The sequence below is a fragment of the uncultured Pontibacter sp. genome (genome assembly GCF_947492645.1).
In the GTDB taxonomy this organism is placed as follows: domain Bacteria; phylum Bacteroidota; class Bacteroidia; order Cytophagales; family Hymenobacteraceae; genus Pontibacter.
Genome location: NZ_CANLMZ010000002.1, coordinates 134,722 through 159,932, shown reverse-complemented (window position 1 = coordinate 159,932; position 25,211 = coordinate 134,722). Strand labels below are relative to the sequence as shown.

At 42.2% G+C, this 25,211-nt stretch carries 21 protein-coding genes; 2 read left to right on the top strand and 19 right to left on the bottom strand.

The window, feature by feature from the left end; translation table 11 throughout:
• Position 1: 1 nt before the first annotated feature.
• The 19 genes from Q1A23_RS02755 to Q1A23_RS02665 all read right to left on the bottom strand — a co-directional run bounded on the left by Q1A23_RS02755 (position 2) and on the right by Q1A23_RS02665 (position 24,091).
• Positions 2-3,493: a hypothetical protein gene (locus Q1A23_RS02755; RefSeq protein ID WP_299819155.1), complete on the bottom strand. Its 3,492-nt coding sequence runs from the start codon at positions 3,491-3,493 to the stop codon at positions 2-4.
• Positions 3,490-7,194: an ATP-binding protein gene (locus Q1A23_RS02750; RefSeq protein ID WP_299819153.1), complete on the bottom strand. Its 3,705-nt coding sequence runs from the start codon at positions 7,192-7,194 to the stop codon at positions 3,490-3,492. The genes Q1A23_RS02755 and Q1A23_RS02750 overlap by 4 nt, the downstream gene beginning before the upstream one ends.
• Positions 7,195-7,257: 63 nt before the next feature.
• Positions 7,258-7,560: a DUF983 domain-containing protein gene (locus Q1A23_RS02745; protein ID WP_299819151.1), complete on the bottom strand. Its 303-nt coding sequence runs from the start codon at positions 7,558-7,560 to the stop codon at positions 7,258-7,260.
• Between the two features lie 70 nt (positions 7,561-7,630).
• Positions 7,631-7,900, bottom strand: coding sequence for a hypothetical protein (locus Q1A23_RS02740; RefSeq protein ID WP_299819149.1), 270 nt, complete (start codon positions 7,898-7,900; stop codon positions 7,631-7,633).
• 32 nt (positions 7,901-7,932) lie between these two features.
• A complete protein-coding gene (locus Q1A23_RS02735) occupies positions 7,933-8,493 on the bottom strand; it encodes a DUF420 domain-containing protein (protein ID WP_299819147.1) in 561 nt (186 codons plus the stop codon).
• Positions 8,471-9,142, bottom strand: coding sequence for an SCO family protein (locus Q1A23_RS02730; RefSeq protein WP_299819145.1), 672 nt, complete (start codon positions 9,140-9,142; stop codon positions 8,471-8,473). Before Q1A23_RS02730 ends, Q1A23_RS02735 begins: the two co-directional genes overlap by 23 nt.
• Positions 9,143-9,153: 11 nt before the next feature.
• Positions 9,154-9,492: a cytochrome C oxidase subunit IV family protein gene (locus Q1A23_RS02725; protein ID WP_299819143.1), complete on the bottom strand. Its 339-nt coding sequence runs from the start codon at positions 9,490-9,492 to the stop codon at positions 9,154-9,156.
• 69 nt (positions 9,493-9,561) lie between these two features.
• Positions 9,562-10,308: a cytochrome c oxidase subunit 3 gene (locus Q1A23_RS02720; RefSeq protein ID WP_299819140.1), complete on the bottom strand. Its 747-nt coding sequence runs from the start codon at positions 10,306-10,308 to the stop codon at positions 9,562-9,564.
• A 25-nt stretch (positions 10,309-10,333) separates the two neighbouring features.
• The gene (locus Q1A23_RS02715; RefSeq protein ID WP_299819137.1) at positions 10,334-10,918 is read right to left on the bottom strand and encodes a cytochrome c oxidase subunit 3; all 585 of its coding nucleotides are present in this window, start codon (positions 10,916-10,918) and stop codon (positions 10,334-10,336) included.
• Positions 10,919-10,920: 2 nt separating this feature from the next.
• The gene (cyoE, locus tag Q1A23_RS02710; protein WP_299819134.1) at positions 10,921-11,781 is read right to left on the bottom strand and encodes a heme o synthase; all 861 of its coding nucleotides are present in this window, start codon (positions 11,779-11,781) and stop codon (positions 10,921-10,923) included.
• A gap of 44 nt (positions 11,782-11,825) precedes the next feature.
• On the bottom strand, positions 11,826-12,896 hold the full coding sequence (locus Q1A23_RS02705; RefSeq protein ID WP_299819131.1) for a COX15/CtaA family protein: 1,071 nt from the start codon (positions 12,894-12,896) through the stop codon (positions 11,826-11,828).
• A gap of 7 nt (positions 12,897-12,903) precedes the next feature.
• On the bottom strand, positions 12,904-14,730 hold the full coding sequence (locus Q1A23_RS02700) for a cbb3-type cytochrome c oxidase subunit I (RefSeq protein WP_299819128.1): 1,827 nt from the start codon (positions 14,728-14,730) through the stop codon (positions 12,904-12,906).
• Positions 14,731-14,748: 18 nt separating this feature from the next.
• Complete coding sequence (locus tag Q1A23_RS02695) at positions 14,749-15,816, bottom strand: cytochrome c oxidase subunit II (protein ID WP_299819125.1); 1,068 nt, start codon at positions 15,814-15,816, stop codon at positions 14,749-14,751.
• Positions 15,817-15,840: 24 nt separating this feature from the next.
• Positions 15,841-17,109, bottom strand: a complete 1,269-nt coding sequence (locus Q1A23_RS02690; RefSeq protein ID WP_299819122.1) for a quinol:cytochrome C oxidoreductase — start codon at positions 17,107-17,109, stop codon at positions 15,841-15,843.
• Between the two features lie 26 nt (positions 17,110-17,135).
• Positions 17,136-17,774 carry a cytochrome c gene (locus tag Q1A23_RS02685; protein ID WP_299819119.1) on the bottom strand — a complete coding sequence of 213 codons (639 nt, stop codon included), beginning with the start codon at positions 17,772-17,774 and terminating at the stop codon, positions 17,136-17,138.
• Positions 17,774-18,298, bottom strand: a complete 525-nt coding sequence (locus Q1A23_RS02680; RefSeq protein ID WP_299819116.1) for a DUF3341 domain-containing protein — start codon at positions 18,296-18,298, stop codon at positions 17,774-17,776. Before Q1A23_RS02680 ends, Q1A23_RS02685 begins: the two co-directional genes overlap by 1 nt.
• Positions 18,291-19,718: an NrfD/PsrC family molybdoenzyme membrane anchor subunit gene (nrfD, locus tag Q1A23_RS02675; RefSeq protein WP_299819113.1), complete on the bottom strand. Its 1,428-nt coding sequence runs from the start codon at positions 19,716-19,718 to the stop codon at positions 18,291-18,293. Before nrfD ends, Q1A23_RS02680 begins: the two co-directional genes overlap by 8 nt.
• Before the next feature lie 20 nt (positions 19,719-19,738).
• On the bottom strand, positions 19,739-22,729 hold the full coding sequence (locus Q1A23_RS02670) for a TAT-variant-translocated molybdopterin oxidoreductase (RefSeq protein WP_299819110.1): 2,991 nt from the start codon (positions 22,727-22,729) through the stop codon (positions 19,739-19,741).
• 42 nt (positions 22,730-22,771) lie between these two features.
• The gene (locus Q1A23_RS02665) at positions 22,772-24,091 is read right to left on the bottom strand and encodes a cytochrome c3 family protein (RefSeq protein ID WP_299819107.1); all 1,320 of its coding nucleotides are present in this window, start codon (positions 24,089-24,091) and stop codon (positions 22,772-22,774) included.
• 490 nt (positions 24,092-24,581) lie between these two features.
• Between Q1A23_RS02665 and rpsF the strand changes: the two genes are divergently transcribed.
• Both rpsF and rpsR read left to right on the top strand, forming a co-directional pair.
• Entirely contained in the window at positions 24,582-24,950 is a 369-nt protein-coding gene (rpsF, locus tag Q1A23_RS02660) for a 30S ribosomal protein S6 (RefSeq protein ID WP_219878100.1), read from the top strand.
• Positions 24,950-25,201 (top strand): 30S ribosomal protein S18, encoded by a 252-nt coding sequence (rpsR, locus tag Q1A23_RS02655; protein WP_007652662.1) that lies wholly within the window; start codon positions 24,950-24,952, stop codon positions 25,199-25,201. The genes rpsF and rpsR overlap by 1 nt, the downstream gene beginning before the upstream one ends.
• Positions 25,202-25,211: the final 10 nt, after the last annotated feature.

The window sequence follows — 25,211 nt, the reverse complement described above, 5'->3', positions numbered from 1 at the left end:
TTTAGAACAAAACAGCCACCTGCGTTCTACCTGTATGCACCGCGCCCACCTTGTTGGCTTTACGGCCATCATAGTTAAGCGAAATATTAAGCCCGTTACTCAGGCGCTGCTGCAGGTTAAACGACCAGGTAAGGTTATTGCCAGGGCGCAGCGCATTAAGAATTTCGTAGCCAACAAAAGAGTTCGGTTCTCCGGAGTAATCAATGTTCACGAACCTGAAATTGCCTGTAACAGTACGCTTACTTACCTGGCTTAGCTTGGCCTCAAGACCTAATTCATTAAATGTTCCCTCCTGTTTGTCATCTACTGGGGCAAATTCATTTTCGCGCAGAGCAAGTTGGTAGGTGCCTGTAAATCTTAGCCGTGTGTTAGGCTGATAAGAAAGTTCCGGTGTTAGCTCCTGCGATTTAATCCGAAAGTTTTTAGAGCTTAAGAAGTTTGACTGATTTTCCCGGATGGCCTGCACAACTCTTAGCTGTGTGCTTAGCACCTCGTTTAAATTTAACCTGCCTGTTAATTGGTGGCTGCTTACGTTGCGCGTTTCTGTGCCGTTAGCTAAAAGCGACTTCTGTTGGTTTTGCTGCACCGTATACTCCACGCCATACTGTGGGTTACTGCGATTATAGTATAAAGTATTGCGCAGCGATTTCGCCATCGATATCAGGAACTCATCCTCGAAATCCTCACTAAAAGGATTAAACCTATTGCCTAAATCGCTGTCGGTGGTCTTTTTATCAATACTCACAAAGCTGAGCATCGAAAATTTGGAAGCCAAGCCCTTAATGCCCTTTTGGCTTCGCCAGCTGCGTGGTGTATTTGTGTTCAGGCGGTAAGTAAAGCGGTTAGTATAGGCGTTGATATACTCATCCGTAGGAAGAAAGATTTTGATGTACCGCTGCTGGTCAACTGCCTGGGCTTCCAGGTAATCGTTTAAGTCGTTTGGGTTTCCACCGTCGCGCAGGTAATGCGTGCCCTGCCCGGGCAATGTTTCCCTGAAAATAAAAACACGCTTCAACTCCCGGCCTGTGCCTACCGCATAAGTCATTTCTGATCTGAAGCTTCCGTCCAAAAAGCCAGCATTCCAATCTATCCGTGACTGCACCGTTTCTTCATCTTTAGCGATTTCGTGTTCCAGTTTACGATAAGTTGCCTGCACAGCTAAGTCACTTTCCGGACCTAATATTGTCTGAAGTATAGCATTATACGTCTGCCCTATCTCTGGCAGGCCTAAATCTCCATTGCCGGTTGGCCTTAAGTCTTTACGGTGGCTGTAATCTACCCTGAACCTGGAGCGTGCAGAATCTGCAGTCTCCACATATACCTGGTGCTCTTCAAAGTACATAGCTGAGCCTGTTACAGAATCGGTGCCCAAGGCTATTAGCCTGTTTTTATCGAAGCGGTATACATACCCGGGCGCAAACTTGCCTGTATTATACTTTACACCTACATCACCTCTATACCACTCCGATGCACGCTCTCCCTGCTCGCTGTTAAGTATAAAAAAGTTGTTTCGCAGTTCTAAGCGCCCTAACTTTTTCCAGGCATCGAGGTAATGCTGTACCCCATCCAGCTGTTCTTCGCGGTGACGGCGGCTTATGCGGTAATTAAAAAAATTTGCTGCATCCTGTACTGCACCAACCGAAAAATTAAGGATATGGTCTTCTGCCTGATCAGCGTTTAGCTGCAAACTCCAGTCTCGGTCAAACTCTATGGGCCGATACCTGTCTATAGGGCTAAAGTTCTTGTCGGTGTACTCGTAGTTAAGCGTGCTGTTAAGTTTATACTTGCCCAACAGCTCTACCTGCTTTTCTTGTACTGTATAGCCTACCCTAATCGCTTTGCCTTTGTCGTCGTCTGCGTCAAGGTCCGAAAACCGGTTGAGATCGTTTTCGGAGGCGGCACCTTCCGCAAAAACACTTATTCCTTTTTGTATTTCGTAGCTACCGCCAAAGGTCATCAGCTGTTTTTTACGAGGGGTTGGCAGCACCCTTACCGGCGCGTAGTTACCTGCAGGTACACCATTTACAGGAGCAACCCAGCGATATACCCTTCCGTTTACGGCATCACTCGATACCACATAATCACCTTGGTTTAGTCCGACTTCGGTAAAGCGTACGTTGTAATAAGCTGTTGCCGGATTGGTACTGTAAACGTAAACGGTTGCCATACTTTGGCCGCCGTTGTAAAGTGTGTCGCGCCGCATGTATAACACTTGGCTTGGGTCAAAAGCCACACTATCGGCACCCGGTGTAACAGCCAGGTTAAGGCTATCGCCTATACTTGCCAACAAGCGCTTTTGCTCGTCCTGCAAGTCCAGGTTTATAAGGTTATTCGGGTTATCCGACTCGTTGTAGTAGTTGCCGTACAATTTTAGCTTGCCTAAGCTCTGGTAATGGTTGGCGGTATAAATGCCACGGCTGTAATTCTGGTCCGAGTATTCAAAATCAACTCTTATGCGGGTGTTGCGGGTAATCACATGCCGCGTTGTAAAAGTTATCTCTGCCTGATTGTAATCTATCACATAATCGTAATCGTAGCCGCGCGTAAGCAATCTGCCATCCAAGAAAACACGCTCAGAGTTTGCCAGCACTATAATAAAGCGCTCATTGTTAGGGCCTCTTAAACGATACGGCCCAAGCACCCCTTCCTGCGTTTCCACCACCTGCGAGGCAAACTTACCCTTTGATACAGAGGCTGCCACCGCAGTTATCCCCTGCCGTTCAAGCGTTTTCCCGAATATAGTCTCGAAGGCACCCCCTTGCACGTTTTTATAGTATTGCAGAAAGTATGAAGGCTTATTTCGCAGCACCACATCACCCGCTGTCAGTTGCCATTGCTTGTGATTAAGCGTAATGTATACTTTGTCGAATTCCTGCAACTGCTGCGTATTGCCTTCCGGCTGAAAAGGTATATTCTGATCTGTAATAGCTGCCGTTATACTTATATCATCAGTAAGTTTGCCATCCAGCTGCAGGTTCAGCGCTGAGTTTACAAACACACTTTGCGTGTTGCCAAACGAAATTCCCCGAGATATACTTCCTGTTTTATTAAGGCCTGGTGTTTTAAAGATTTCTTCCTTGGTACTGATATCCTCTTGGTACACGCCACGCTGGAAAGGGTTTAGCTCCAGTTTTGTGATATCGCGCTTAAATGCTGGCTTACTCAGGTTAAGCGGCATCACCCTATAACAAACAAGTACAGAATCAGGGGCGGGTATTTTAGTGCCAACACGGTCAATAAGAACTGAGTCGGGTGCAGGAAAGTGGGTAAACTTAAATTCGTGTGTGCTGAAACTATAGTCAAAAGTAAACTGCTCCTTTTGCGGATGCACCAAGGTGATAGTGCTTAAGTCAACGGAGAGAGAATCAAGTATAACAGCCTCTCCTGATACAGGCAACCATTTGCAGCGCTGGTTATTGAAAGAAGTTTGAGCTACAAGCGGATAGCAAAGCCAGAACAACAGCAAAAGCAAGTATAGCCTCTTTACCCTCATACTTCGGCTAGCGGTAAAGAAATATAAAACGTCGTGCCTCTCCCCTCTTCCGTTTCAAACCATATCTGGCCTCCTGCGTTCTCAATTCCTCTTTTAGCTACAGCCAGACCAATACCAGAGCCGGTATACTTGGTGCTAAAATTTGGTATAAATACTTTCCCCCTGATATCTTCCGGTATGCCGTTGCCATTATCTCTAATAGAAATAAGCACCTTGCTATCAGCTTGTTCTTCCAATGTTATTTTGATGTGCGGCTTTCGGGTAGTAGGCACGGCTTGTATAGCGTTTAACAGCAAATTGTTAAAGGTGCGAACCATTAAGCTTTCATCTGCCACCACTATAACTTCTTTTTGCCCAACTTTAGTTTCTACTATAGCAGTTGCGGGGTCTTTATGCAGGTCCGCGGATTTCCGTAAAGTGGCCGCCACATCAATGCGCTCCTGCTTTGGCTCCGGCATAGAGGTAAAACTAGAGAACGATGTGGCAATGTCGCTTAAAATGTTGATCTGTGTTATCAGCGTGTGCGAAATTTTATCAATCAGCTGCTCCGTGTTCGGCTTTTTCTCTGCAATTGCCTTCTGCAGGTACTGCAGGGAAAGCTTCATCGGGGTCAGCGGGTTTTTAATTTCATGGGCTACCTGCCTTGCCATCTCACGCCAAGCCGCTTCTTTCTCCTGCATGGCCAGTTCTTCTTTGTTCTGCTCCAGCGTTAAGAGCATGCGGTTATACTCATTTACCAACATGCCAATTTCGTCGGCACCTTCATAGGCCAGCATCTCATTTTTACCTGTAAGCGATGTGCGCTTTAGTTTTTCTGCCAGCATGCGCAGCGGTACGGTTAAGGCACGAGATGCAAAGAAGGTGAGCATCATAAACATGATAAACATCACGGTGAAGATGTTCATGGTTGTTGTGATTAATTCAATGAGCTTCAGGTCCAGCTCTTTTTCTGAATCAAAGAAAGGTATGCCGATAAAGCCTAGCAGATCGTTAGGGTTTGCCTCGCTGCGCAGCGGCAAGTATACCGCATTAAAAGTCATGTCTCCTGCTTGCTCTTCTAATAGCACACGCAGCGCCTGCTTTTCAGAAATGGCTGCAAAAGCCTTCGGATTAACCAAATCAGACAGCAAGCCCGCTTCAAAAATAAATGGCTGGCTGGTAACTATTAACTTTCCGTTTCGGTCATACAAATTTATATCGGCCTCCGACAAGGCCGCTATTTCGTTGATTTTATTACCGAGTGCTCTGTTTCGGCTCAATAGCCTGTTGTTTAACACCTGAGAAAGATTTTCCTGGATGGACTCTCCGCGTTGCTCATAGGTAGTCATCAAATCCTTTTTGTAAGATGCCGTAACCAAGCCTGCCGTAGTAACACTTACCAAAAGCAAAGGCAGCAGTATACCAAAGTTCAGGAAGATCTGGATTTTCGTGCTGAAGTTCGGGCTAAACTCCCTGATGCGCCTGCGCTGTATCACCAGGAACAGGAAGCCTAAAAGTATAAGGCTCGCGGTATAGGTCAGGAACAGGAATGAAAAATTTGAAAGTATTTCTGTTAAGCCATACTTCTCTGTGGTGATAACAAGTGTATGCCCCCTATCATCTTTTACGCCTAAATGGTGATAATTGCCCTGGTTATGCCCATCATTATAAAACTGTGTATGGCCAATATGCTCCGGATTAAAATTGGTAGCATAGTCATACTCTCCTTCGCTGTAGCTAAGGGTCATTCCTTCATAAATCGCGTAGCTCAGCATATCCATCCGGAAAGGTTGGCTATGGTGTTGATCTTTGAGAAGCTCCGGCACCAGGCTGTGCGGCAACAGGCGCTTGAGGGTAAGCTGCAAAACGATAGTGCCTTTCAGATATTGGCTGATTGGTATATTGATAACTTTAAAATAAGTGCGGGCATTATACCTGCTTGGGTCTTTAACCAGGAACAGATTTGGCCTTTCTGTTCTCGTTTGAGGCGTGTTATACTTTAAGAGTAGTTCTTGTAGCGTTGCTGCTGTGGTGTCGGCACTCTCTAGTGTGCGGCCTTCACTATCAAATAAAAGTACGTTTGTCTCATACTTGTTAAAATACTCCTGCAGGTACTGTTTTGATATTTTGCGTTTGATAAAACCAGCATCAATGTAAGGCCCCATCATTTTGCTTCTGATAAAAGCATCTTTCGCAATCTTAAAAGAAACCTCTTCCAGCAAATACTCCCCGAGCACATCATTATCCTGCAAAAGGTTGGTCGCAAACTTTTGCTTGTACACCTTTACCTCCTCCTGGTAATGATTAAACAGGGCAAAAGCACCAACAATTGCGCTCACCATTATCACCAGGAAAAAGAAAAGATACGTTTTATAAGGAAGGCTTATTGCTTTGCTGTTTTGAGCAGCTATCGCAACTATTACCCAAAAAAAGGTACCTGCAAGTATAGCTGCATAAAATTGCAGTTGGAAAACTGCCGTTAGCGTAAATAGCACCGCGGTAACAAGCAACAACACTTTATATGGCCATAATTTACTTACACGCTGCAGCAGCACCAGCACCGCCGAACTTATTATATAGGTAAATAGCGCGATGGCGATGGTGTGTATCACCATAACGCCGTAAATGATGAGCTTATACTTTGTGAAACTAAGTGACTGTGTTATGTCTAGTACAAGAGGAGAATTATGGTACAGCCCATGGTAGAACCTGTACAACACAACCAGCAGAAGGTAAAAAATGAGTATCGCTACAATTAAGTATTGTTTAACCTGCTTTTGTGTTAGCGCATGGAGCTGCGCAATAACTCTGTTCCGCTTAAACAAGTATAAACCTGCTCCGGCTACAGTTACAAGCAAAAGCATGTTAAGGGCCAGATCGCCTACTGACGGAGACCAAAAAGATGCTGCATATAATTTGGGGTCAAAAAGTCCTATCTCCGCAATAGAAAAGGGCAGCTCTAACACCAGTAACAAAAACCTGAAGCTTATGAGCAAAAGCAGGAAACTGACTACCCCCCTATTGTGCTTGTCAGCTGCTATATAATTAAGCGCCAAAGCAAAGCTAGCAAGTATAAACAGTACAGAACCAGCCAGGAGCAAAAACAGCTTCAGCCCCTCATTCTGGTTTTGTTTATTCTCTCTAACAAAATCTAACCCAAAAAGGTATTTCTTATCAGCGGAATAAACAGCTGGCATCTTTTTGCCGGCATCAAGCTCCAAAGTGGCTTTAATGCCTTCAAGTATGTTATTATCTTGTGTATACTTAAGTGCTAAAACCTTAGAACTTTCGTTAACTTGTAATGGCACACATACATAAACATCATAGCTGTTAACATTGTGCGGCACCACTATAAAAACACCATACTTGCTGCGCACGGTAGTTACCTGCTTTATTGTATTGGTGATGTCCAGGTCAGGTACCAGCGTGTGATCTGACCAGAATACAAGTTGATTGTTTTTATAAATGAAAGTGGGATAAACTGCCTCTTGCAAAAGGTTGGTAAAGGAGATATCATCATTCAGGAGGTGCTGTGCCACTCCTTCAGCTTCTGCTTTGGCTTTAAGGATATTCTGCTGTGTACGTGCCGAAACGGCAGCCAACTGTTCCTGGATAGCTGGCTGAGCGCCTACTCTAGGAAAATTGAAATGAAGAGCTGTTGCAGCTAAAAAGCTGAGGACAGCTAGAAAGAATAAAATTAAAGGGGTTACCTTCTGCTTCACAGTTGTGCTTTATCTACGAATTTAAGTAAAACGCAAGATAACCCCTATGGATTTAAGTGGAAATTAGCGCTTGCTATAATTAGAATTGTATTCTACTCCAGCAAAAAAGTATAGCATAAGTATACGCGCATACCTAAATAGCAATGGTGTTGTAAAAAACACAACTGCGCCCACAACGCTCATATATACCCACGTTGGAGGATCATTAGCAAGGAAATAAAGTATAAGCCCCACTAACACAACAATCCCAACTGAAAAGCCATAACTGATGTACATCGATCCCCAGAACAAACCCACTTCCGTTTCATAGTACAAACCACAAACAGGGCAGGTTTTGTGCATGGCGTCAAACTTGCGTAGGTTCATGGCAGCATGGCTAAAAACATCACCCTGCCTGCACCGTGGGCACTTACAAGCAATAATTGCGCCTAATTGATTAGGCTTGGGCATTCTTCTTTTTCTTATTGCTCTTATACCACAGAAACCCTACCGTTCCAATCAATATGTATGGTACAACCATAAGGTAAAGTATACCGGTGTTTAAGCCGGAGCCAACCTCAGATTCTGGGTCTTTACTCCCTGTACCTACATTAGACTCAACTGTAGCACGGCACATAGCACATTGGCTATAAGCATTAGTGGTAAACAAGCTAAGAGATAACACCAGAAGTGTTAATGCGAAAATTTTATTTAAATTACCCTTCATCACATTTTAACATCTAAGTTAATGTACAGGTTTCAAGTATAATACGGTGAAATCAACAGATACACAAGTACGCCAGTAATGGCGACGTAAAGCCATATCGGGAAAGTCCAGCGCGAGATGCGGCGATGCTTAGCTAATTGGTTTGTTATGCCATAGTATACTGACAGCAATACAAGCGGAACAATAACAACAGCCAGTACAATGTGTGTTAAAAGTATAAAGTAGTAGATATACTTTAGCAAACCTTCTCCACCATAAATGGTACGTTCACCTAAAAAATGATAGGTGACATAAGAAACCAGGAAAATAGAGGAAAGACCAAATGCAGTAAGCATAGCTCCTCTATGTACTTTGATATTTTGACGCTTGACGTTGACATAACCTATTACCAGCGCAATAGCTGTACATGAATTTAAAATAGCATGTAAGGTAGGCAAAAAGGAAACATCTACGGTGCTTTCCCCTGACTTAGGCATATAGAAAAGTATAGCTACTACTACTGGTATCGCTACAGATAAAACCGCAATCAGAGTTAAGAAACGTCTGTCTTGCGCTGTAGTAGCCGAATCGTTATTTGTTTTTACTGTATTCATCCAGTAACACGTTTATTTCAAGTATAAGTCTATCCACATCCTCGTAGTCAGTCCCATCATAGATTCCTCTTACACGGTTTTCTTTATCCACTAGCATAAATTTCTCGCTGTGTATAAAATCCTGCTGCCCTGGAACCTGTACTACTGGCAAGAAAAATCCGTCAGAAGCTAAACTGTAAATTTCCTCTCTGGGGCCAGTTAAGAAGTGCCACTTAGCAGGATCTGCATTATACTTATCTGCATAGTTTTGCAGAACAGCTACAGAATCATGTTCTGGATTGATTGTAATGGAAACCAATTTAATCGCAGGGTTGTCACGGTAAGCCTCCTGCACACGCGTCATCTGCGAAGACATTTTTTTACAAATGCCCGGGCAGGTAGCAAAAAAGAAGTCAACGACATAAATTTTATCAGACAGGTCCTCAGACTGAGAAAATGCTTTGCCCTGCTGAGAAGTTAAGGTAAAGTCTGGTACGGTACGAAAGATAGTATCGCCTTTAGCATCATACATTACTTCTCCTGCATCATCAACTACCGGGAAGTAAGTTCTTAAAGAGAAATGATGCTCCCCGAATGTAGTAATGAATATAAAAATGAAAATAGGCACTAGTAGTAGGAGACCTAACACTAGTGCCTTTAAATTACTCATATTAAGAAAATTTATCTAAAGTAATTAGTAACCGACTCGAAGTAATAACTTCCTTCTGAAATCAAAGCAACCATTAACCAGGCAACTAATGCCATCGGTAAAAGGACAGACCATATAAGTGCTTTTGCTTCATGCTTCAAGTGCATAAACTCAGCAACAATATAAAAAGCTTTGAAAATTGTCAGGATAATGAAGATAGAATTACGTAGCGTGCCTGCATCCATAGTAAAGGCAAACAAGAATTCTACTGCCGTTAAGGCTACAAGAATAAAAAATGTCTTCCAGATTGCTTTAGTCTGTGGCTTTGGAATTTCTCCTGCCGGAAGATCGTGATCGTGATGCGTTGCCATATTTTGTTCTGTTTATTAGCCTTGCTGAAGCAGGCATCTATTACAGTTTATATTATACGTTATGCTTTATTAGATTAGGTAGAAGAAGGTAAATACAAATACCCACACAAGGTCTACAAAGTGCCAGTATAAACCAACTTTTTCTACCATTTCGTAATGACCTCGTTTATGGTAAACACCATTAACTGTGTTGATGAAGATCATTAGCAAAAGTACTACACCTGAAAACACGTGTGTACCGTGGAAACCCGTTATAAAGAAGAATAAATCAGCAAACAAAGGCGGACCATATTGGTTGACTGTCAAGTTTGCTCCAAATACACGAGTACCATCAGCTAACAACATGCCTTCATCGGTACCAGTTATAAAGTGAGCCCACTCCCATGCCTGGCAACCTAAGAACGTTGCACCAAATAAAATTGTCCAAAGTAACCACTTCTGCACATCGTTCTTATCCATACGGTGTCCTGCTTCTACAGCTAACACCATTGTTACTGAACTTAAGATAAGAATCATGGTCATCAAAGCCACGAAAGCAAGAGGCAGGTCCATACCATGCAAGCCAGGAAAAGCATTGAATACTTTTTCAGGTATAGGCCAGTACTCAGTAGAGAAAGTAAATGCTTCTGGCTCTCCTGTATAAGGCAAATGCTTATGGCGTGATAAACCGTAAACGATTAGAAAAGCACCAAATGTAAATGCATCAGATAGCAGGAAAAACCACATCATTAGTTTTCCGTAGCTCGCCTTTAACGGCTCATTCCCACCGTCCCATGTACCAGATTTAGGTGCTTCCAGCGTAGTTGAAGTAGACATAGTTTATATAATGAAAAAAATGTGTTTAGTGATTAATTCTTAAGAATATGTACAAATATAGCCAAAGTCCTCCTAAAAAGTGCCAATATATAGTACACAACTGTATACGCAATAAATTTTTAGAATGAACTTTATATTTTAAACTTCCTATCAAAGTTAAAAGAACAAATACAAGTCCTGTAATCAAGTGAAAACCATGAACTCCTGTTAATACATACAAGAATGATCCTGAAGGGTTACTTGATGACCCGCCAAAATAAATATTATCTTGTACTAATTGAGCCCAGCCATTCCACTGCCCAAATAAGAAGGCGACACCTAACAGAAAAGTAGCTATTAAACCAATCTTAACAGATTTGAGGTTATCTTTCTTAGCTGAATTGTATGCCCATTGCATGGATACACTACTCAAAATAATAATAGCAGTATTAATTAAGAGTATAGTCGGCAATTCAAACTCGAGCCAGTTTCCTTCCTCCCTTCTTACAATGTAGGCGCTTGTAAAGGCTGCAAACATCATAATAATACTAATGATAATCAACCACAGCGAAAACTTTAATGGGTGTACACCGGAAGCTGTATCAGTATTTTCTATTCTATTATCAACCATGATCATAGATTAACTTTATCTAAAACAAATGCTATCTGCACAATCGGCAAATATAAAAATGAACCAAACATTATATTCATGGCAGCCTTTTTAGTGCAGGTACGCATCAGATAAAATGTTTGGGCTAAAAACAGCACACCACATACAACAGCTATCATTGCTGAAGTTGCACCTGTCATGCCAAACTGCAACGGCAAAAGACTCAACGGAATCAGCATCAGGGTATAGATCATTATCTGTACAGCTGTTTTAAGATCTTTACCTCCGGCTGTCGGCAACATCTTAAATCCAGCCTTCTTATAATCATCATCAAGCACCCATGCTATTGCCCAAAAATGAGGAAACTGCCAGAAGAATTGAATTCCAAATAAGATGATAGCCTCTACGTCCAATGATCCTGAAGCTGCAACCCAACCTATCAAAGGAGGCATAGCACCTGGTATCGCCCCAACAAATACACAAATGGGATTTATCCGTTTTAATGGCGTGTAAATGAAACCATATAAAACTAGGGACAACAATGAAAGTGCAGCAGCAAGTCCGTTAAAATAGAAACCAAGCAGGGCTGTACCTGCCACACCTAGTACCACACAAAATACTACTGCCTCTGTTACGCTTAACTGGCCTGTTGGCAATGGCCGCTTGGCAGTACGCTTCATTAACTTGTCTAGGTCCTTCTCTAGAATCTGGTTTATAATATTAGCAGAACCTGTTACTAATAGTCCTCCTAGCATAACCAAAGCTATACTTAGGTATGAAGCACCCGGATATCCGAGTATATAACCGATTGCACTAGAGAAAGCTACTGTAAAGCTAAGTCTAAATTTTAGGAGCTTAAAATATGCAGATGCTTTGTGTGCCATAAGCAGGGGTAACGAAAGCGATTCTGAAGAATGAATTTGCATCATTAAGAAACCGCTACCGTTGTATGAGCCGCCTTTTTAGAAGCGTAAAAGTAAATTAAAAGTAACTGAAACTGCACGCCGAATAGTAGTGCCGCAAATGTAAGGTGTAAAGGTTGTAGTACTGGTGGTATTGCAAAATATGCCATAATTACACCTAAAGCCACTTCTGCTCCAACTAAGATAAGCATTACAGAAGTAAGTTTTGATAAAGCTTTATTTTCTAATTTATAGAGCATATAAGCCAAATATGCATGTAGTGCTAAAATTAGAATTGAGAACGTACGATGAACATAAAAACTACTGCCTAATTCATCAACCCACAATTCCCGGCTTTGACCATTCATTGCAAATGCGATAAGATCAATTTCTTCCCTTACCTGTGTTCCAATTAATATTTGTATAAATGTTGTACCAGCAACTAACCATAAGTAAAAATTAATCTTACTACTGTAGTTTAAGTTGCCGCTGAGGCTTTTCCCATTTGGTCTAGTAATCGCGTATTGCAGCAGAGCAACTAATACAAGCGCAAGCGCCATATGTATGGTAATTGTTACTGGCAAAAGATTAGTAGATACTACTATAGAGCCTAACCAACCTTGAATACCGACAAGTATAAAACTGCCTAATGCGAGATAAAAAACAGCTTTATCTTCCTTTAGGTATGGGATTGCATAAATTACTGTCAGAAATATAAGGAAGCCTATTACCACACCAACCAGCCGGTTAATGTATTCGATCCAGGTTTTGGTTACATTGAATTCTGTTTCAATGTACTGACTCGGGTGTGAAAAAATATAGGCTGAAACGTCATCAAAACCGATGTTATCTAAAAACCCAGCTAACTTCCGGTTCTTCTCTATACGCTTCTCCTTATAAACTTCAAGATAATCTTCTGGGAGTTGGCTAACATCAGTCGGAGGAACCCAACTGCCGAAGCACTTTGGCCAGTCTGGGCAACCCATACCAGAACCCGTACTGCGAACGATTCCTCCGACTAATATTAGAAAGTATACAGCGATAACTGTAATTACTCCTATAGTTTTAAACCTTTTATGAAAAGATTTACTAGCCATTAATAGCTTATTCTAAATCTTTCTCGTTTGGCAGATTTGAAGACTGCGTAGCAGAGAAAGGTACGTGTTGTGGAATAAAGTCTTCAGGAGCACCTGGCTTACTGTAATCATAAGGCCATCTGTAAACTGTAGGTATTTCACCTGGCCAGTTGCCGTGTCCTGGCAATACAGGAGTAGTCCACTCCAAAGTATTTGAATGCCAAGGGTTTTCTGTTGCTCTACGACCTTTAAAGATGCTGTACAGGAAGTTGAACAAGAATATAAACTGAGCTGTGAAACCAATAATGGCTGCTAAACTGATAAAAGTGTTTAGATCAGTAAATATGTTAAATGTTTCAAATCCTGTCCAGTTATAGTATCTTCTAGGGAAACCAGCTATACCGATGTAGTGCATTGGCATAAATACCAGGTAAACCGCAATAAATGTAGCCCAGAAGTGAACAGCGCCAAGCTTTTCATCCATCATACGGCCAAACATTTTAGGGAACCAATGATAAACACCGCAGAACATACCGAAGAAGGCAGCAGCACCCATTACAAGGTGGAAGTGAGCAACAACAAAGTATGTATCGTGTAACTGAATATCAAGAGCAGAGTTACCAAGTATAATACCTGTTAAGCCACCTGATATAAACAATGATACGAATCCGATGGCAAAAAGCATTCCTGTAGAGAATCGGATGTTACCTCTCCATAGTGTTGCAATCCAGTTGAACACTTTAACCGCAGATGGTACCGCAATAATCAATGTCAGGAACATGAACACGGATCCAAGGAAAGGGTTCATACCTGTTACGAACATGTGGTGAGCCCAAACAACGAACGACAGTACAGCAATACCGATCATAGAACCGATCATGGCTCTGTAACCGAAAATAGGCTTACGTGAATTTGTTGCAATTACTTCTGACACCAGGCCGAAGGCAGGTAGAATCACGATGTATACTTCCGGGTGGCCAAGGAACCAGAACAAGTGTTGGAACAAGATTGGGCTACCACCTGTGTTTGTTAAAGCCTCACCAGCTATATAAATATCTGATAAGTAGAAGCTCGTACCGAAGCTTCTGTCGAAGATCAATAATAAAGCAGCAGAGAACAATACAGGGAATGATAGTAAGCCTAGTATAGCTGTAAAGAACAAAGCCCATACTGTAAGCGGAAGCTTCGTCATAGACATACCCTTTGTTCTCAGGTTGATGATAGTGGTGATATAGTTAACACCAGCAAGCAACTGAGATACAATGAACAATGCCATTGAAATCAGCCACATCGTCATACCCGAAGCAGAACCTTTGATCGCTTGTGGCAACGCACTTAGCGGAGGGTAAACTGTCCATCCACCACCTGCAGGGCCTGTTTCTAAAAACAGAGACCAGAACATAATCACACTAGCCAGGAAGAAAATCCAGAATGACAGCATGTTCATGAAACCAGAAGCCATATCTCTTGCTCCGATCTGTAGTGGAATAAGGAAGTTGGCAAACGTACCGCTTAGACCTGCTGTAAGTACAAAGAATACCATGATGGTACCGTGCATGGTAACCAAGGCAAGGTAAAATTCAGGGTCAAGTTTACCGTTTTCAATCCATCCTCCTAGAATTGGCTCCAGGAAAGTGAAGGTAGCCTCAGGCCAACCTAACTGTAAGCGGAAGATAATAGATAAAAAACCACCTATAAAAGCCCAGAAAATACCGCCAAACAAGAATTGTTTGGCAATTACTTTATGGTCTTGGCTAAAGATGTACTTCTCAATGAAGTTCTGATCGTGATGATGATCATGCTCGTCGTGTGCATGATGAACATCTTTATGGATAGAGATATCTGTACTAGACATTTTCAAAAGTTTTAATTGCTACAATTCTGATTTAACCTCTTCAGCTTTACCCTCTGTCTTGTTTTCAGCTACAACTTGTTGGCTTGAAGAAGAGAATTTAGCTACTACCTCAGGATTCTGCTCTGCGAACGGAGTTTGCTTTGCCAACCAAGCCTCATAATCTTCAGGCTCATCAACTACTAAGATATAACGCATTGCAAAGTGACCACGACCACAAATTTCAGTACAAGCTAACTCATACTTAAAGTCAGGGTTTCCAGTCTCGCTACGCATTTCATCTGTTGTTTTAGATGGTACAAACCAGAACTTGGTAGGCATACCTGGTACAGCATCCATTTTAACACGGAAGTGAGGCAAGAAAACACTATGAATAACGTCTCTTGAGCGAATTTTGAATAAAACAGGCTGGCCTTTAGGTACGTGAATCTCCATTGGCATGAAATCATCCATCGCATTCTGATCGGTGAAATCAATACCAAATTCGTTTGTAGCGTCAATCAATGTGTGCTTAGCTACACCTAATTTGCCGTCAGCACCGGGATAGCGTACCATCCAGTTAAACTGCTTACCCATAACTTCAATCACTACCGCATCTTCTGGAGCGGCACTAGTAATCTTAGTCCATGTTTTCCAGCCGCCAAAAACTAAAAGAGCCATCACTACTGCAGGAATCATAGTCCAAACGATTTCTAGCTTGTTGTTGTGCGGATAGTAATAAGCACGTTTGTCGTCTTTGTGCTGGTATTTGTAAGAGTATACGAACAGTAAGATTTGAGTAATCACGAACACGATGCCAATAACTATCATCGTTGTCCAGAACAAATTGTCTGTCCAGGCACCATGCACAGAGGCTAATGGCAGGTTCATATCATCCCATGCATCTGCAAAAGACCAGATGAATGCTGCACCTCCTATAACCAGGAATAAAAGGAATAGTGTACTGTTTACGCGGTTACTAGTCTTCGTTGTACCAACAGCACGCTGAGATGATCCTCTGAAAATAGAGGCTAGCGTACCTATCCTGAACAATAAGAACAGGATAACGAATAATAAAATTATGGATAAACCTATGGCGATCGTAATCATTATATAACGCTTTTAGTATAGTCTCTAAACATGATGGTGAACACTTTCCTCCAGGAACGGGTGGTTTACCGGTACTAAAGATGCTTTGGTTAAACCCTTTGTAAAAGTTACCAGGAACACCCCTAAGAAAATCAGAGCAGTACCAATTTCAATAAACCCTATACCTGCATCGGCACGCATTGTACCAGGCATCATCATAAGGTAGAAGTCAAACCAGTGACCGATGAGAATTGCTATAGTAACAATCTTTAACATGATCATCTGACGTTTCGCATCTCTTGTCATCAAAACAAGGAACGGGAAGGCAAAGTTTATCACTAAATTAAAGAAGAATATCCAGGTATACTTGCCTTCATTACCACCCAATCTCTCTAAGAAATAGATAGATTCTTCTGGAATGTTTGCATACCAGATCAGCATGAACTGAGAGAACCATACATAAGTCCAGAAGATTGAGAAAGCAAATACGAATTTACCTAAATCGTGAAGGTGGTTCGCATTTACATGCTTCAAGTAGCCATTCTGCTTTAGAATGATAACAGTTAATGTTGTAGCAGCTAAACCAGATACAAACCAGCTGGCAAATACATACCAACCAAACATTGTAGAGAACCAGTGTGTATCTATTGATAAAACCCAGTCCCATGCAGCAACTGAAGATGACACACCAAATACAACAAGGAACATGGCTGAAATACGAATGCTCTTATGATAGTATGATGTACCTCCGTGAATATCTTCGTTTATAGAGTTTCTTCTCAACCAGTTAAAGAATAGAATCCATAGCGCAAAGAATACAACCATTCTGATTAGGAAGAAAGGAGTATTCAAATACCCTGACTTACCTGCAATGATTGGGTCGTAACGCGGATCATTTACATCATAAAGATATTCATGAGTCCAATGAAATATGTCATGCCCTCCGAAAAGGAATACCAAAAGCATAACTACCGCACCTACTGGAAGGTAGTAGCTAAGTGCTTCCGGAATACGCTTGATCAAAACAGACCAACCTGCGTAAGCAACATACTGTACTGCTACGAAGAATATACCAATAATTGCTATACCTGTGAAATACACGTTGTTCAACCACAGGTTAACAAAAAGCCTCTTTGACCAAGAAGCCGCTTCATGACCGGCTGCTGCAGCTTCACCATGGCCTTCGCCATGACCTGCTCCCACGCCTGAGGCCATAAAGATTATGCCTGCTATAAGTAATACAACACCTACAGCTATCATTAAGAAAAACTTATTATTCGTTTTTCTGGAAATGATGAGTCTTTCTTCTGTCATTATCCTTTAATAATTATGCCTTAGACTTAGTTGTTAGCAGCTTCTGCAGCTGTTCCGTTTTCTGTGCCAGTTGTGTCAGACGGAGCACCTGTATCGGTAATTCCTTTCTGCAGTTGCTGCACATACATTACAATTTTCCAACGCTCTGTTGGGTCAACCTGTGAGCCGTGAGGCATCATACGGCCTCTACCATTTTCTATCACATGATAAATATGCCCGGCAGGTAGTGTTGCTACACGACCAGCTGTATAAGAAGGAACACCTTTGAATTTTTGCCCTACTAAGCCCTGGCCATCGCCTTGTTCACCGTGACATGGTGCACAGAAGCGTGTATAAAGCACTTTACCTTCTTCCAAGTTAACTGAACTAACAGCTAATGGATTTGTTAATTCAACTCCTGCTGTTTCAGCGTCGTCTTTAGACAAATAAGAGTTATAACCCATCTTGCCACGAGCTACAGTACCTACTGCAGGCTGACGCATATTCATTCCGCCTGGGTTAAACTTATTCTCTTTTACCTGAGAATAAGGGTCAAGTGGAACTGAATGATACATATCTGGCGCATATTCCAGACCTGGATCTTGCTCATTACTGCAGGCTACAACCAATGCAGATGAGAAAAGTATAGCTGAGGCTCTCAGGCCTATTTTAGATATTCTTTTCATTATTTTACTACCTCCTTCTCGTTAACTTCGATAGCACCGTTTGTGCGAAGCAGGTTATTTAAAGCAGATAAATCAGTAACACCTTCTTTGATTTCAATTGCCATTACAAACTTATCGTCTGTAGAACGCTTATCGAAAACGTTTACTCGAAGCGAGGGTCTTAACTTACTAACTATGAAGAAAGTAATCACCATACCAAATGCTGCACAAAGTACAGTTAGCTCAAACGTTACCGGTATGAAAGATGGAATCGCAATGTGAGGTTTACCACCAATGATCATTGGCCAGTCAAAACCTAGCATCCAGATCTGCATCCAAAGAGCGAATGATGTACCGAACAAACCGCAGAAAAAGGCAACAATCGGCAGTCTTGAGCGCTTAATGCCTAATACATCATCAATACCGTGTACAGGATATGGTGAAAATACATCGTAAATCTTAGTACCGGCAGCGCGGATGTTTTCAATGGCTGTTAACAGCACATCTTCATCATCATAAATACCTAGAACAAATTTCTTATTCATTGCTGTGATGTGTATTAGTGTTCAAATCCTTATCAGTTCCGTGCATGGTTTTGTGCGGGTGGTGTGTTACTCCTGAAGAAGACTTCAGGATTGCCTTTACCTCTGCCATGTTCACTACTGGGAAGAACTTAGCAAATAAGAAGAAAAGCGTAAAGAACAGACCGATTGTACCAACGTAAACTCCAATATCAATGCTTGTAGGAGAGAACATTGCCCAAGATGATGGCAGGTAGTCTCTGTGTAGCGAGGTAACGATAATTACGAATCTCTCGAACCACATACCGATGTTCACAAATATTGAGATGATGAAAGTAGCAGTTAAGCTTCTTCTGATTTTTCTGAACCAGAATAACTGAGGTGTAATTACGTTACATGTCATCATTGACCAGTATGCCCACCAGTAAGGACCGAAGGCACGGTTAATAAATGCATATTGCTCGTATTCTACACCTGAGTACCAGGCAATGAAGAACTCAGTAGTATAGGCTACACCTACAATCGAACCTGTCAGGATAATTACTTTGTTCATCGACTCCACGTGCTCTAGCGTAATGTAGTGCTCCAGCTTGAAAGTCTTTCTTGTAATAATCATCAGGGTTAATACCATCGCAAAGCCGGAGAAAATCGCACCTGCAACGAAGTATGGAGGGAAGATTGTAGTGTGCCATCCTGGAATCACCGATGTTGCAAAGTCCATGGATACGATTGTATGCACAGAAAGTACAAGTGGTGTTGCCAGACCAGCAAGAATCAAAGATACTGTCTCGTAACGAGACCATGCTTTAGCTGAACCTGTCCATCCGAATGAAAGGATTGAATAAGCTCTTCTTGCAATCGGGCCGGTTGCTCTGTCGCGGATGGTAGCAAAGTCAGGAATAAGACCTATGTACCAGAATACTAAAGAAACAGAGAAATACGTTGAAATAGCAAATACGTCCCAAAGTAGCGGCGAGTTAAAGTTAACCCAAAGCGAACCAAACGTGTTTGGCAACGGAAGTACCCAATATGCCAACCAAGGGCGTCCCATGTGCAATACAGGGAACATAGCGGCACAGATTACGGCGAAAATTGTCATCGCCTCAGCTGCACGGTTGATAGAAGTTCTCCACTTCTGGCGGAACAGTAATAGAATGGCTGAGATTAGTGTACCGGCGTGACCAATACCTACCCACCATACGAAGTTGGTGATATCCCATGCCCAGCCTACTGTTTTATTTAATCCCCACTCACCTATACCGAACCATAAGGTGCGGTATACGGAGTACATAAATATAGCTAAGCCGACTAACGATACAGCAAGGGCAGCGGCCCAACGTGCGTTGGGTTTGGCCTCCACTTGTCTGCAGACATCTTCGGTGATGTCGTGGTATGTTTTACCCCCCGTTACTAGAGGCTCTCTTATCGGAGATACATGCTGCATAACGCTCTCGAAATTTTATTTTAAGCTAAGTTTCTAATTTTAGTCAGGTAAGTTACGTTTGGCTGAACGTTAAGCTCTTCCAATACGTGGAATGCACGCTCACCATTCTGACGCGCTAATATTTTAGAGATACGGCTCTCAGAGTCTTTCATATCACCAAATATAATTGCTTCAGTAGGGCAAGACTGCGCACAAGCTGTTACAATCTCACCATCTTTAGGTCTTCTGTTTTCGCGTTTAGCCTCTAGTTTGCCTAGCTGCACACGCTGAACACAGAATGAGCATTTTTCCATAACACCTCTAGCTCTTACCGTAACATCAGGGTTCAACACCATCTTGCCAAGATCATTGTTCATTGGCTCGTTAAAGTTGAACTTATCATTGTTTGCATAAGCAAACCAGTTGAAGCGACGTACTTTATAAGGGCAGTTGTTAGCACAATAACGTGTACCAACACAACGGTTATACGCCATCTGGTTGATACCTTCAGAGCTGTGCATTGTTGCAGCTACAGGGCATACTGTTTCGCAAGGAGCGTGGTTACAGTGCTGGCAAAGCATCGGCTGGAAAATTACTGAAGGGTTTTCAGCAGGATTTTCCATTGTTGCATAATCTTTCGCCTCATGCTCTACTGCGCTGTAGTATCTATCGATACGCATCCAGTGCATTTCACGGCGGTTTAGAACTTCTGCCTTACCAACTACCGGAATGTTGTTCTCTACATTACAGCTTACAGTACAAGCACCACAACCAATACAAGAGTTAAGGTCGATAACCATACCCCAATGGTGGTTCTTATACTCATAATCATCCCAAAGCGAGATAGCAGCTGGTTTCGCAGGACCCTCGTGCGTGGCAATACGAATATATTCTGTAACTTCTTTAGGGTTTGATTTGTAATTAGCTAGTGTATTCTCCTGAACAACCAGACGGTCCATGATAGTATGGTGTGTCTGTGTTTGAGCAATTGGAGAAGTCGCATCAGTTTTCTTTAACTGTACAGAGCTGCTATACGAGATTCCGTTATCAACAACAGCTGCAACAGGGAAAGCATTAGCGCCCAATCCTTTCGCAACTGGTGCAGACTCAATTTCACGGCCGTAGCCCATTGCTATACCTACAGTACCGTTTGCTTGTCCTGGCTGGATCAAAGCAGGCAGTTCTATAGTTTTACCATTTGCAAGTGATATAGCAATAACATCGCCTTGCGTCACGCCCATTTCCTCTGCCATTTTAATTGGCATCGCTATGTAGTTACCCCATGTAGCTTTAGAAACAGGATCAGGTAATTCTTGTAACCAAGGGTTGTTTGCTTCAGCACCAGAACCGATGCTTACTTTTTCGTAAAGTACAGCTTCTACACCTGTTGGTTTTACAGTTCTTACAGTTGTAGTCGCGGCTGTTGTAGGAGCAGAAACTTTCAACATACTAGAGCCATTCTCAAGTACGCCGTCATGTACTGCTTTCTCCCAGAACTTATTGAAGTCGCCGGTAGCTACTTTTCTCCAGTTGTTGCGGATGTACTCGTAGAAGTTAGTGTTATTGCCACTCCACTTCAACAAGCTGTCCTGCATCTGGCGGGTAGTAAAGATTGGGCTAATCACCGGCTGTGCGATGCTCAGGAATCCTCTTTTCGGCTCAAAATCATTCCAAGACTCCAGGTAATGATGATCAGGTGTTACAAACTCAGCTAGTGAAGCTGTTTCATCTACTCTGTCAGCAAACGAAACCTTCAAACCAACTTTTTGTAAACCACTCACTACTTTATCAGCAAGTGGATGATCATAAACTGGGTTTGTGTTATAGAAGAATACAGCACCTACTGAACCAGCGTTCATCTCGTTGATCAGACGGATCATCTGAGCATCGTTACCCTGCTTTGTAAAGTATGGAGAAGCTGAATCTATTGTTGTTCCTTCTGCACCTAAAGCGCTGTTGATGGCAGTAACCATTGCCTGTACTCCAGGATCGTTAGAACCAGATACTACCAGGGCCTTGCCCTTATTTGCCTGAAGGTCTTTTATAGCTGCTGCTAGTGCTTTAGCGTCACCTACGTTAGTTGATGCTGCACTACCACCTGCAATGGCATTGTACATTGCAGTAACTACAGCAGCTTCTTCTGATGGCTTGATCGGCACACGAATGTCTGCGTTGGCACCAGTCATCGAAAGTATAGTTTCAAACTGGTAGTGACGTGACATAGTTGGATTATCGGCGTCAATCTTTCTGTTCTGGATATACTGTTTCGCAAATGGAATTGGAGCTCCCCATGTTCCAAGGAAGTCAGCACCGATACTTACAATAATGTTTGCTTTGCTGAAATCATACCCCGGTACTACACCACCATTTGCAGCAAGTAAAGCTGAAGAAGAATTAACATCATAAGTTACATGCTCAAAGTTTCCGAAACGTGAGCCAAACTCTTCAATTAACTGCTTAGTTGATGGGCTGATGATAGTGGATGATACAAAAGCTACTTTACCGTTTACAGCAGACAGACGTGAAGCGATTTGCTTATCTATATCTTCCCACTTTGCTTCTTTTCCTTTAATCAAAGGAAAACGAAGACGGTTGTTGTCATAAACTCCTAAAACCGAGGCCTGCGCTCTTGAGCTTGTACCATAAGGAGTTACCGATGATGAAGGATTCGGCTCAATTTTAATTGGGCGGCCTTCACGGGTTTTAACGAGTATGCTGTTATAATCACCATTTAGGTAATAAGTAGAAGCATACCAGTTTGCTACGCCTGGTTCTACGTCTACTGGCTTGTTCAGGTAAGGAATCGCCTTTCTTACAGGAGCCTCACAAGAAGCCAATGACACAGCAGCCATACTAAAGCCTAGAAGCTTTAAAAAGTCCCTGCGCTGTGTTTTGCCATTTGAAGACGAACCTTCTCCTTTCGCTTCGTCTAGTGGCAGGAATTCTGGAAACTCGTTATGAGCGTTCTTAGCGAACTCAGGAGTATTATTTAGCTCCTCAATTCCTTTCCAGTATTTTATTCTGTCTTGCATATTATATCTAGAAAACTCGAATACTAAATGAAATGATATTGATTAATAGTGGCATTTAGAACACTCTGTACCACCATTCGAAGACACCGTAAATGCTCCTTTAGAAGTAGACTCATGCAACTCTACTAAGTTGTCATAGTACTCATTGCCTTCTGTGTTAAGTGGAGTTTCGCGGTGGCAGTCGATACACCAGCCCATTGTTAATGGAGAGTACTGGTAAACAACATCCATTTCCTCAATTGGACCATGGCAAGTCTGGCACTCTACACCACCAACTTGTGTGTGCTGCGAGTGGTTGAAGTATGACAGATCAGGAAGGTTGTGGATACGAACCCACTCGATTGGTCTGTTGCGCTCAATTGCTCTGTAGATTTTCTGGATCTCAGGAGATTCCGTTTTAATCTGGCTATGGCAGTTCATACAGATGTTTGCCGATGGGATACTAGCACTCTTGCTTTCATAAACAGTTGAGTGGCAGTAGTTACAGTTTATTTGATGCTCCCCTGCGTGCAGTTTGTGAGAGAATGCAATTGGCTGCTTCGGAGCATATCCTTGCTGTATACCTATACCCATTACCTTATCAATAGTAAGGTCTAGCAATACAACCACAAAGATCAGCACAACAAGCGTACGAACGGCTTTCGACTTATATATCTTAGAGAAGTCGAAACGCTGGTTTACGATTTCGCTATCGTACTCATCAAGCTTGCGGTTCTTATTCAGGTAGTTCTTCAGAAGTGAAGTAATCAGCAATAGCGTCACCACTAATACGATCAACACCACGATCAACACAACCAGGATAATATCAAGATACCCTCCTACTGCGCCTATAGCGTCTGTACCTACATTTTCTCCGGCAGTTGCACCTTCAGGACCCGCAACAGGAGCCGAAACAACACCTTTACCCGATTCGACATAAGCCAAAATTGACTTTATCTCATCATCAGAGAATGCAAAAGAAGGCATTGCCTGCTTGTTGTACTCATTATAAACAGCAATAGCATCTTTATCTCCAGCCGAAATTAGCGCCTGTGAATTTTTGATCCATTTGATCAACCATGCTTCATTTCTCTTCTGTGTGATACCTTGCAGACCTGGGCCAACAATAACATCAGAACCGGCAGAGTGGCAAACCACACAGTTGTTTTTAAACAGGGCTTCGCCTGCATCAATCACAGCAGGATCACCTGCAGGGGTTGCATCAGTAGTTGCGCCTTGCGTAGCACCGGGCTCTACTCCTTTTGTTGCAACTTCAGCCTGCTCACTAGCTTGCTCCTGGGCAATCGCTCCAAAAGAAACTACTAACGCAAACAAGAAGGCAAAAAAGACTTTGGATTTAGTTTTAAGTATACAGCTAATCATAGCCAAGATCACTTGTGTGTTTAGTATAATGGTGAATTTACTTTACGGGCACAAATCTACTATGCGAAATCCATTAATCAAACTTAATAAGTGGTTTTTTGGGTTACACGACGAGCCATACCTGTCATTTGTCGAAATCCCCCTTTTATAATATACAGAGTACTTTTATTTAGAATTATTTTAAATAATGAATTCTATATTTAAAAACCACTTATCTGTATTTTCTCTTAGTATCCATGCAATTTTTCTACTTCGTATACTCTTTGTTAAGGCATAAGTTATATTTGAATAATACACTTCACTAAAACTAAGTTTATTTTGGCTCGGCCTGGCACGAAACACCTTTCCTCTTATATAATATATTATGGGCATTTTTCCTTATTCACCTTGCCTATACTATCTCATACTTAATAATATGACTCTAACTTGCTATTGAGGAATCTTCCCGCTATATTTGCACGCTTAAATTTAAAATTATATATCGAACCGAATGGAATTGAGAAATTACGAAACGGTCTTCATCCTGACTCCGCTTTTGAGCGATGTTCAGATGCAGGAAACGGTCGAGAAGTTCAGACAGGTGCTTAAGGAAAATGGCGCCGACATTATTCACGAAGAGAACTGGGGCCTTCGCAAACTGGCTTATCCAATCCAGAAGAAGTCAACAGGTTTCTACCACCTGATCGAGTTCAAAGCGACTACCAACATTGTTGATGCGCTAGAGCTGGCTTACCGCCGTGACGAAAAAGTTGTTCGCTTCTTGACTACAGTTCTTGATAAGCACGCAGTTGCTTACAACGAGCGTAGAAGAAACGGAGAGTTCAAATCACAAGCTAAAAAAGAGGAGGTTAAAGGATAATGAGCTTAGTTAACGAAAGAGTACACAAACAAGAAAACCGTCAGAAATACTGCCGTTTCAAGAAAAGCGGAATTAAGTATATCGACTACAAAGACGGTAACTTCCTGCTTAAGTTCGTAAACGAGCAAGGCAAGATTCTTCCAAGAAGACTTACAGGTACTAGCTTGAAATTCCAGCGCAAAGTATCTCAGGCAGTTGCCAGAGCAAGACACCTTGCTATTTTACCTTATGTAACAGATTCTTTAAAATAAGGAGGGCAAA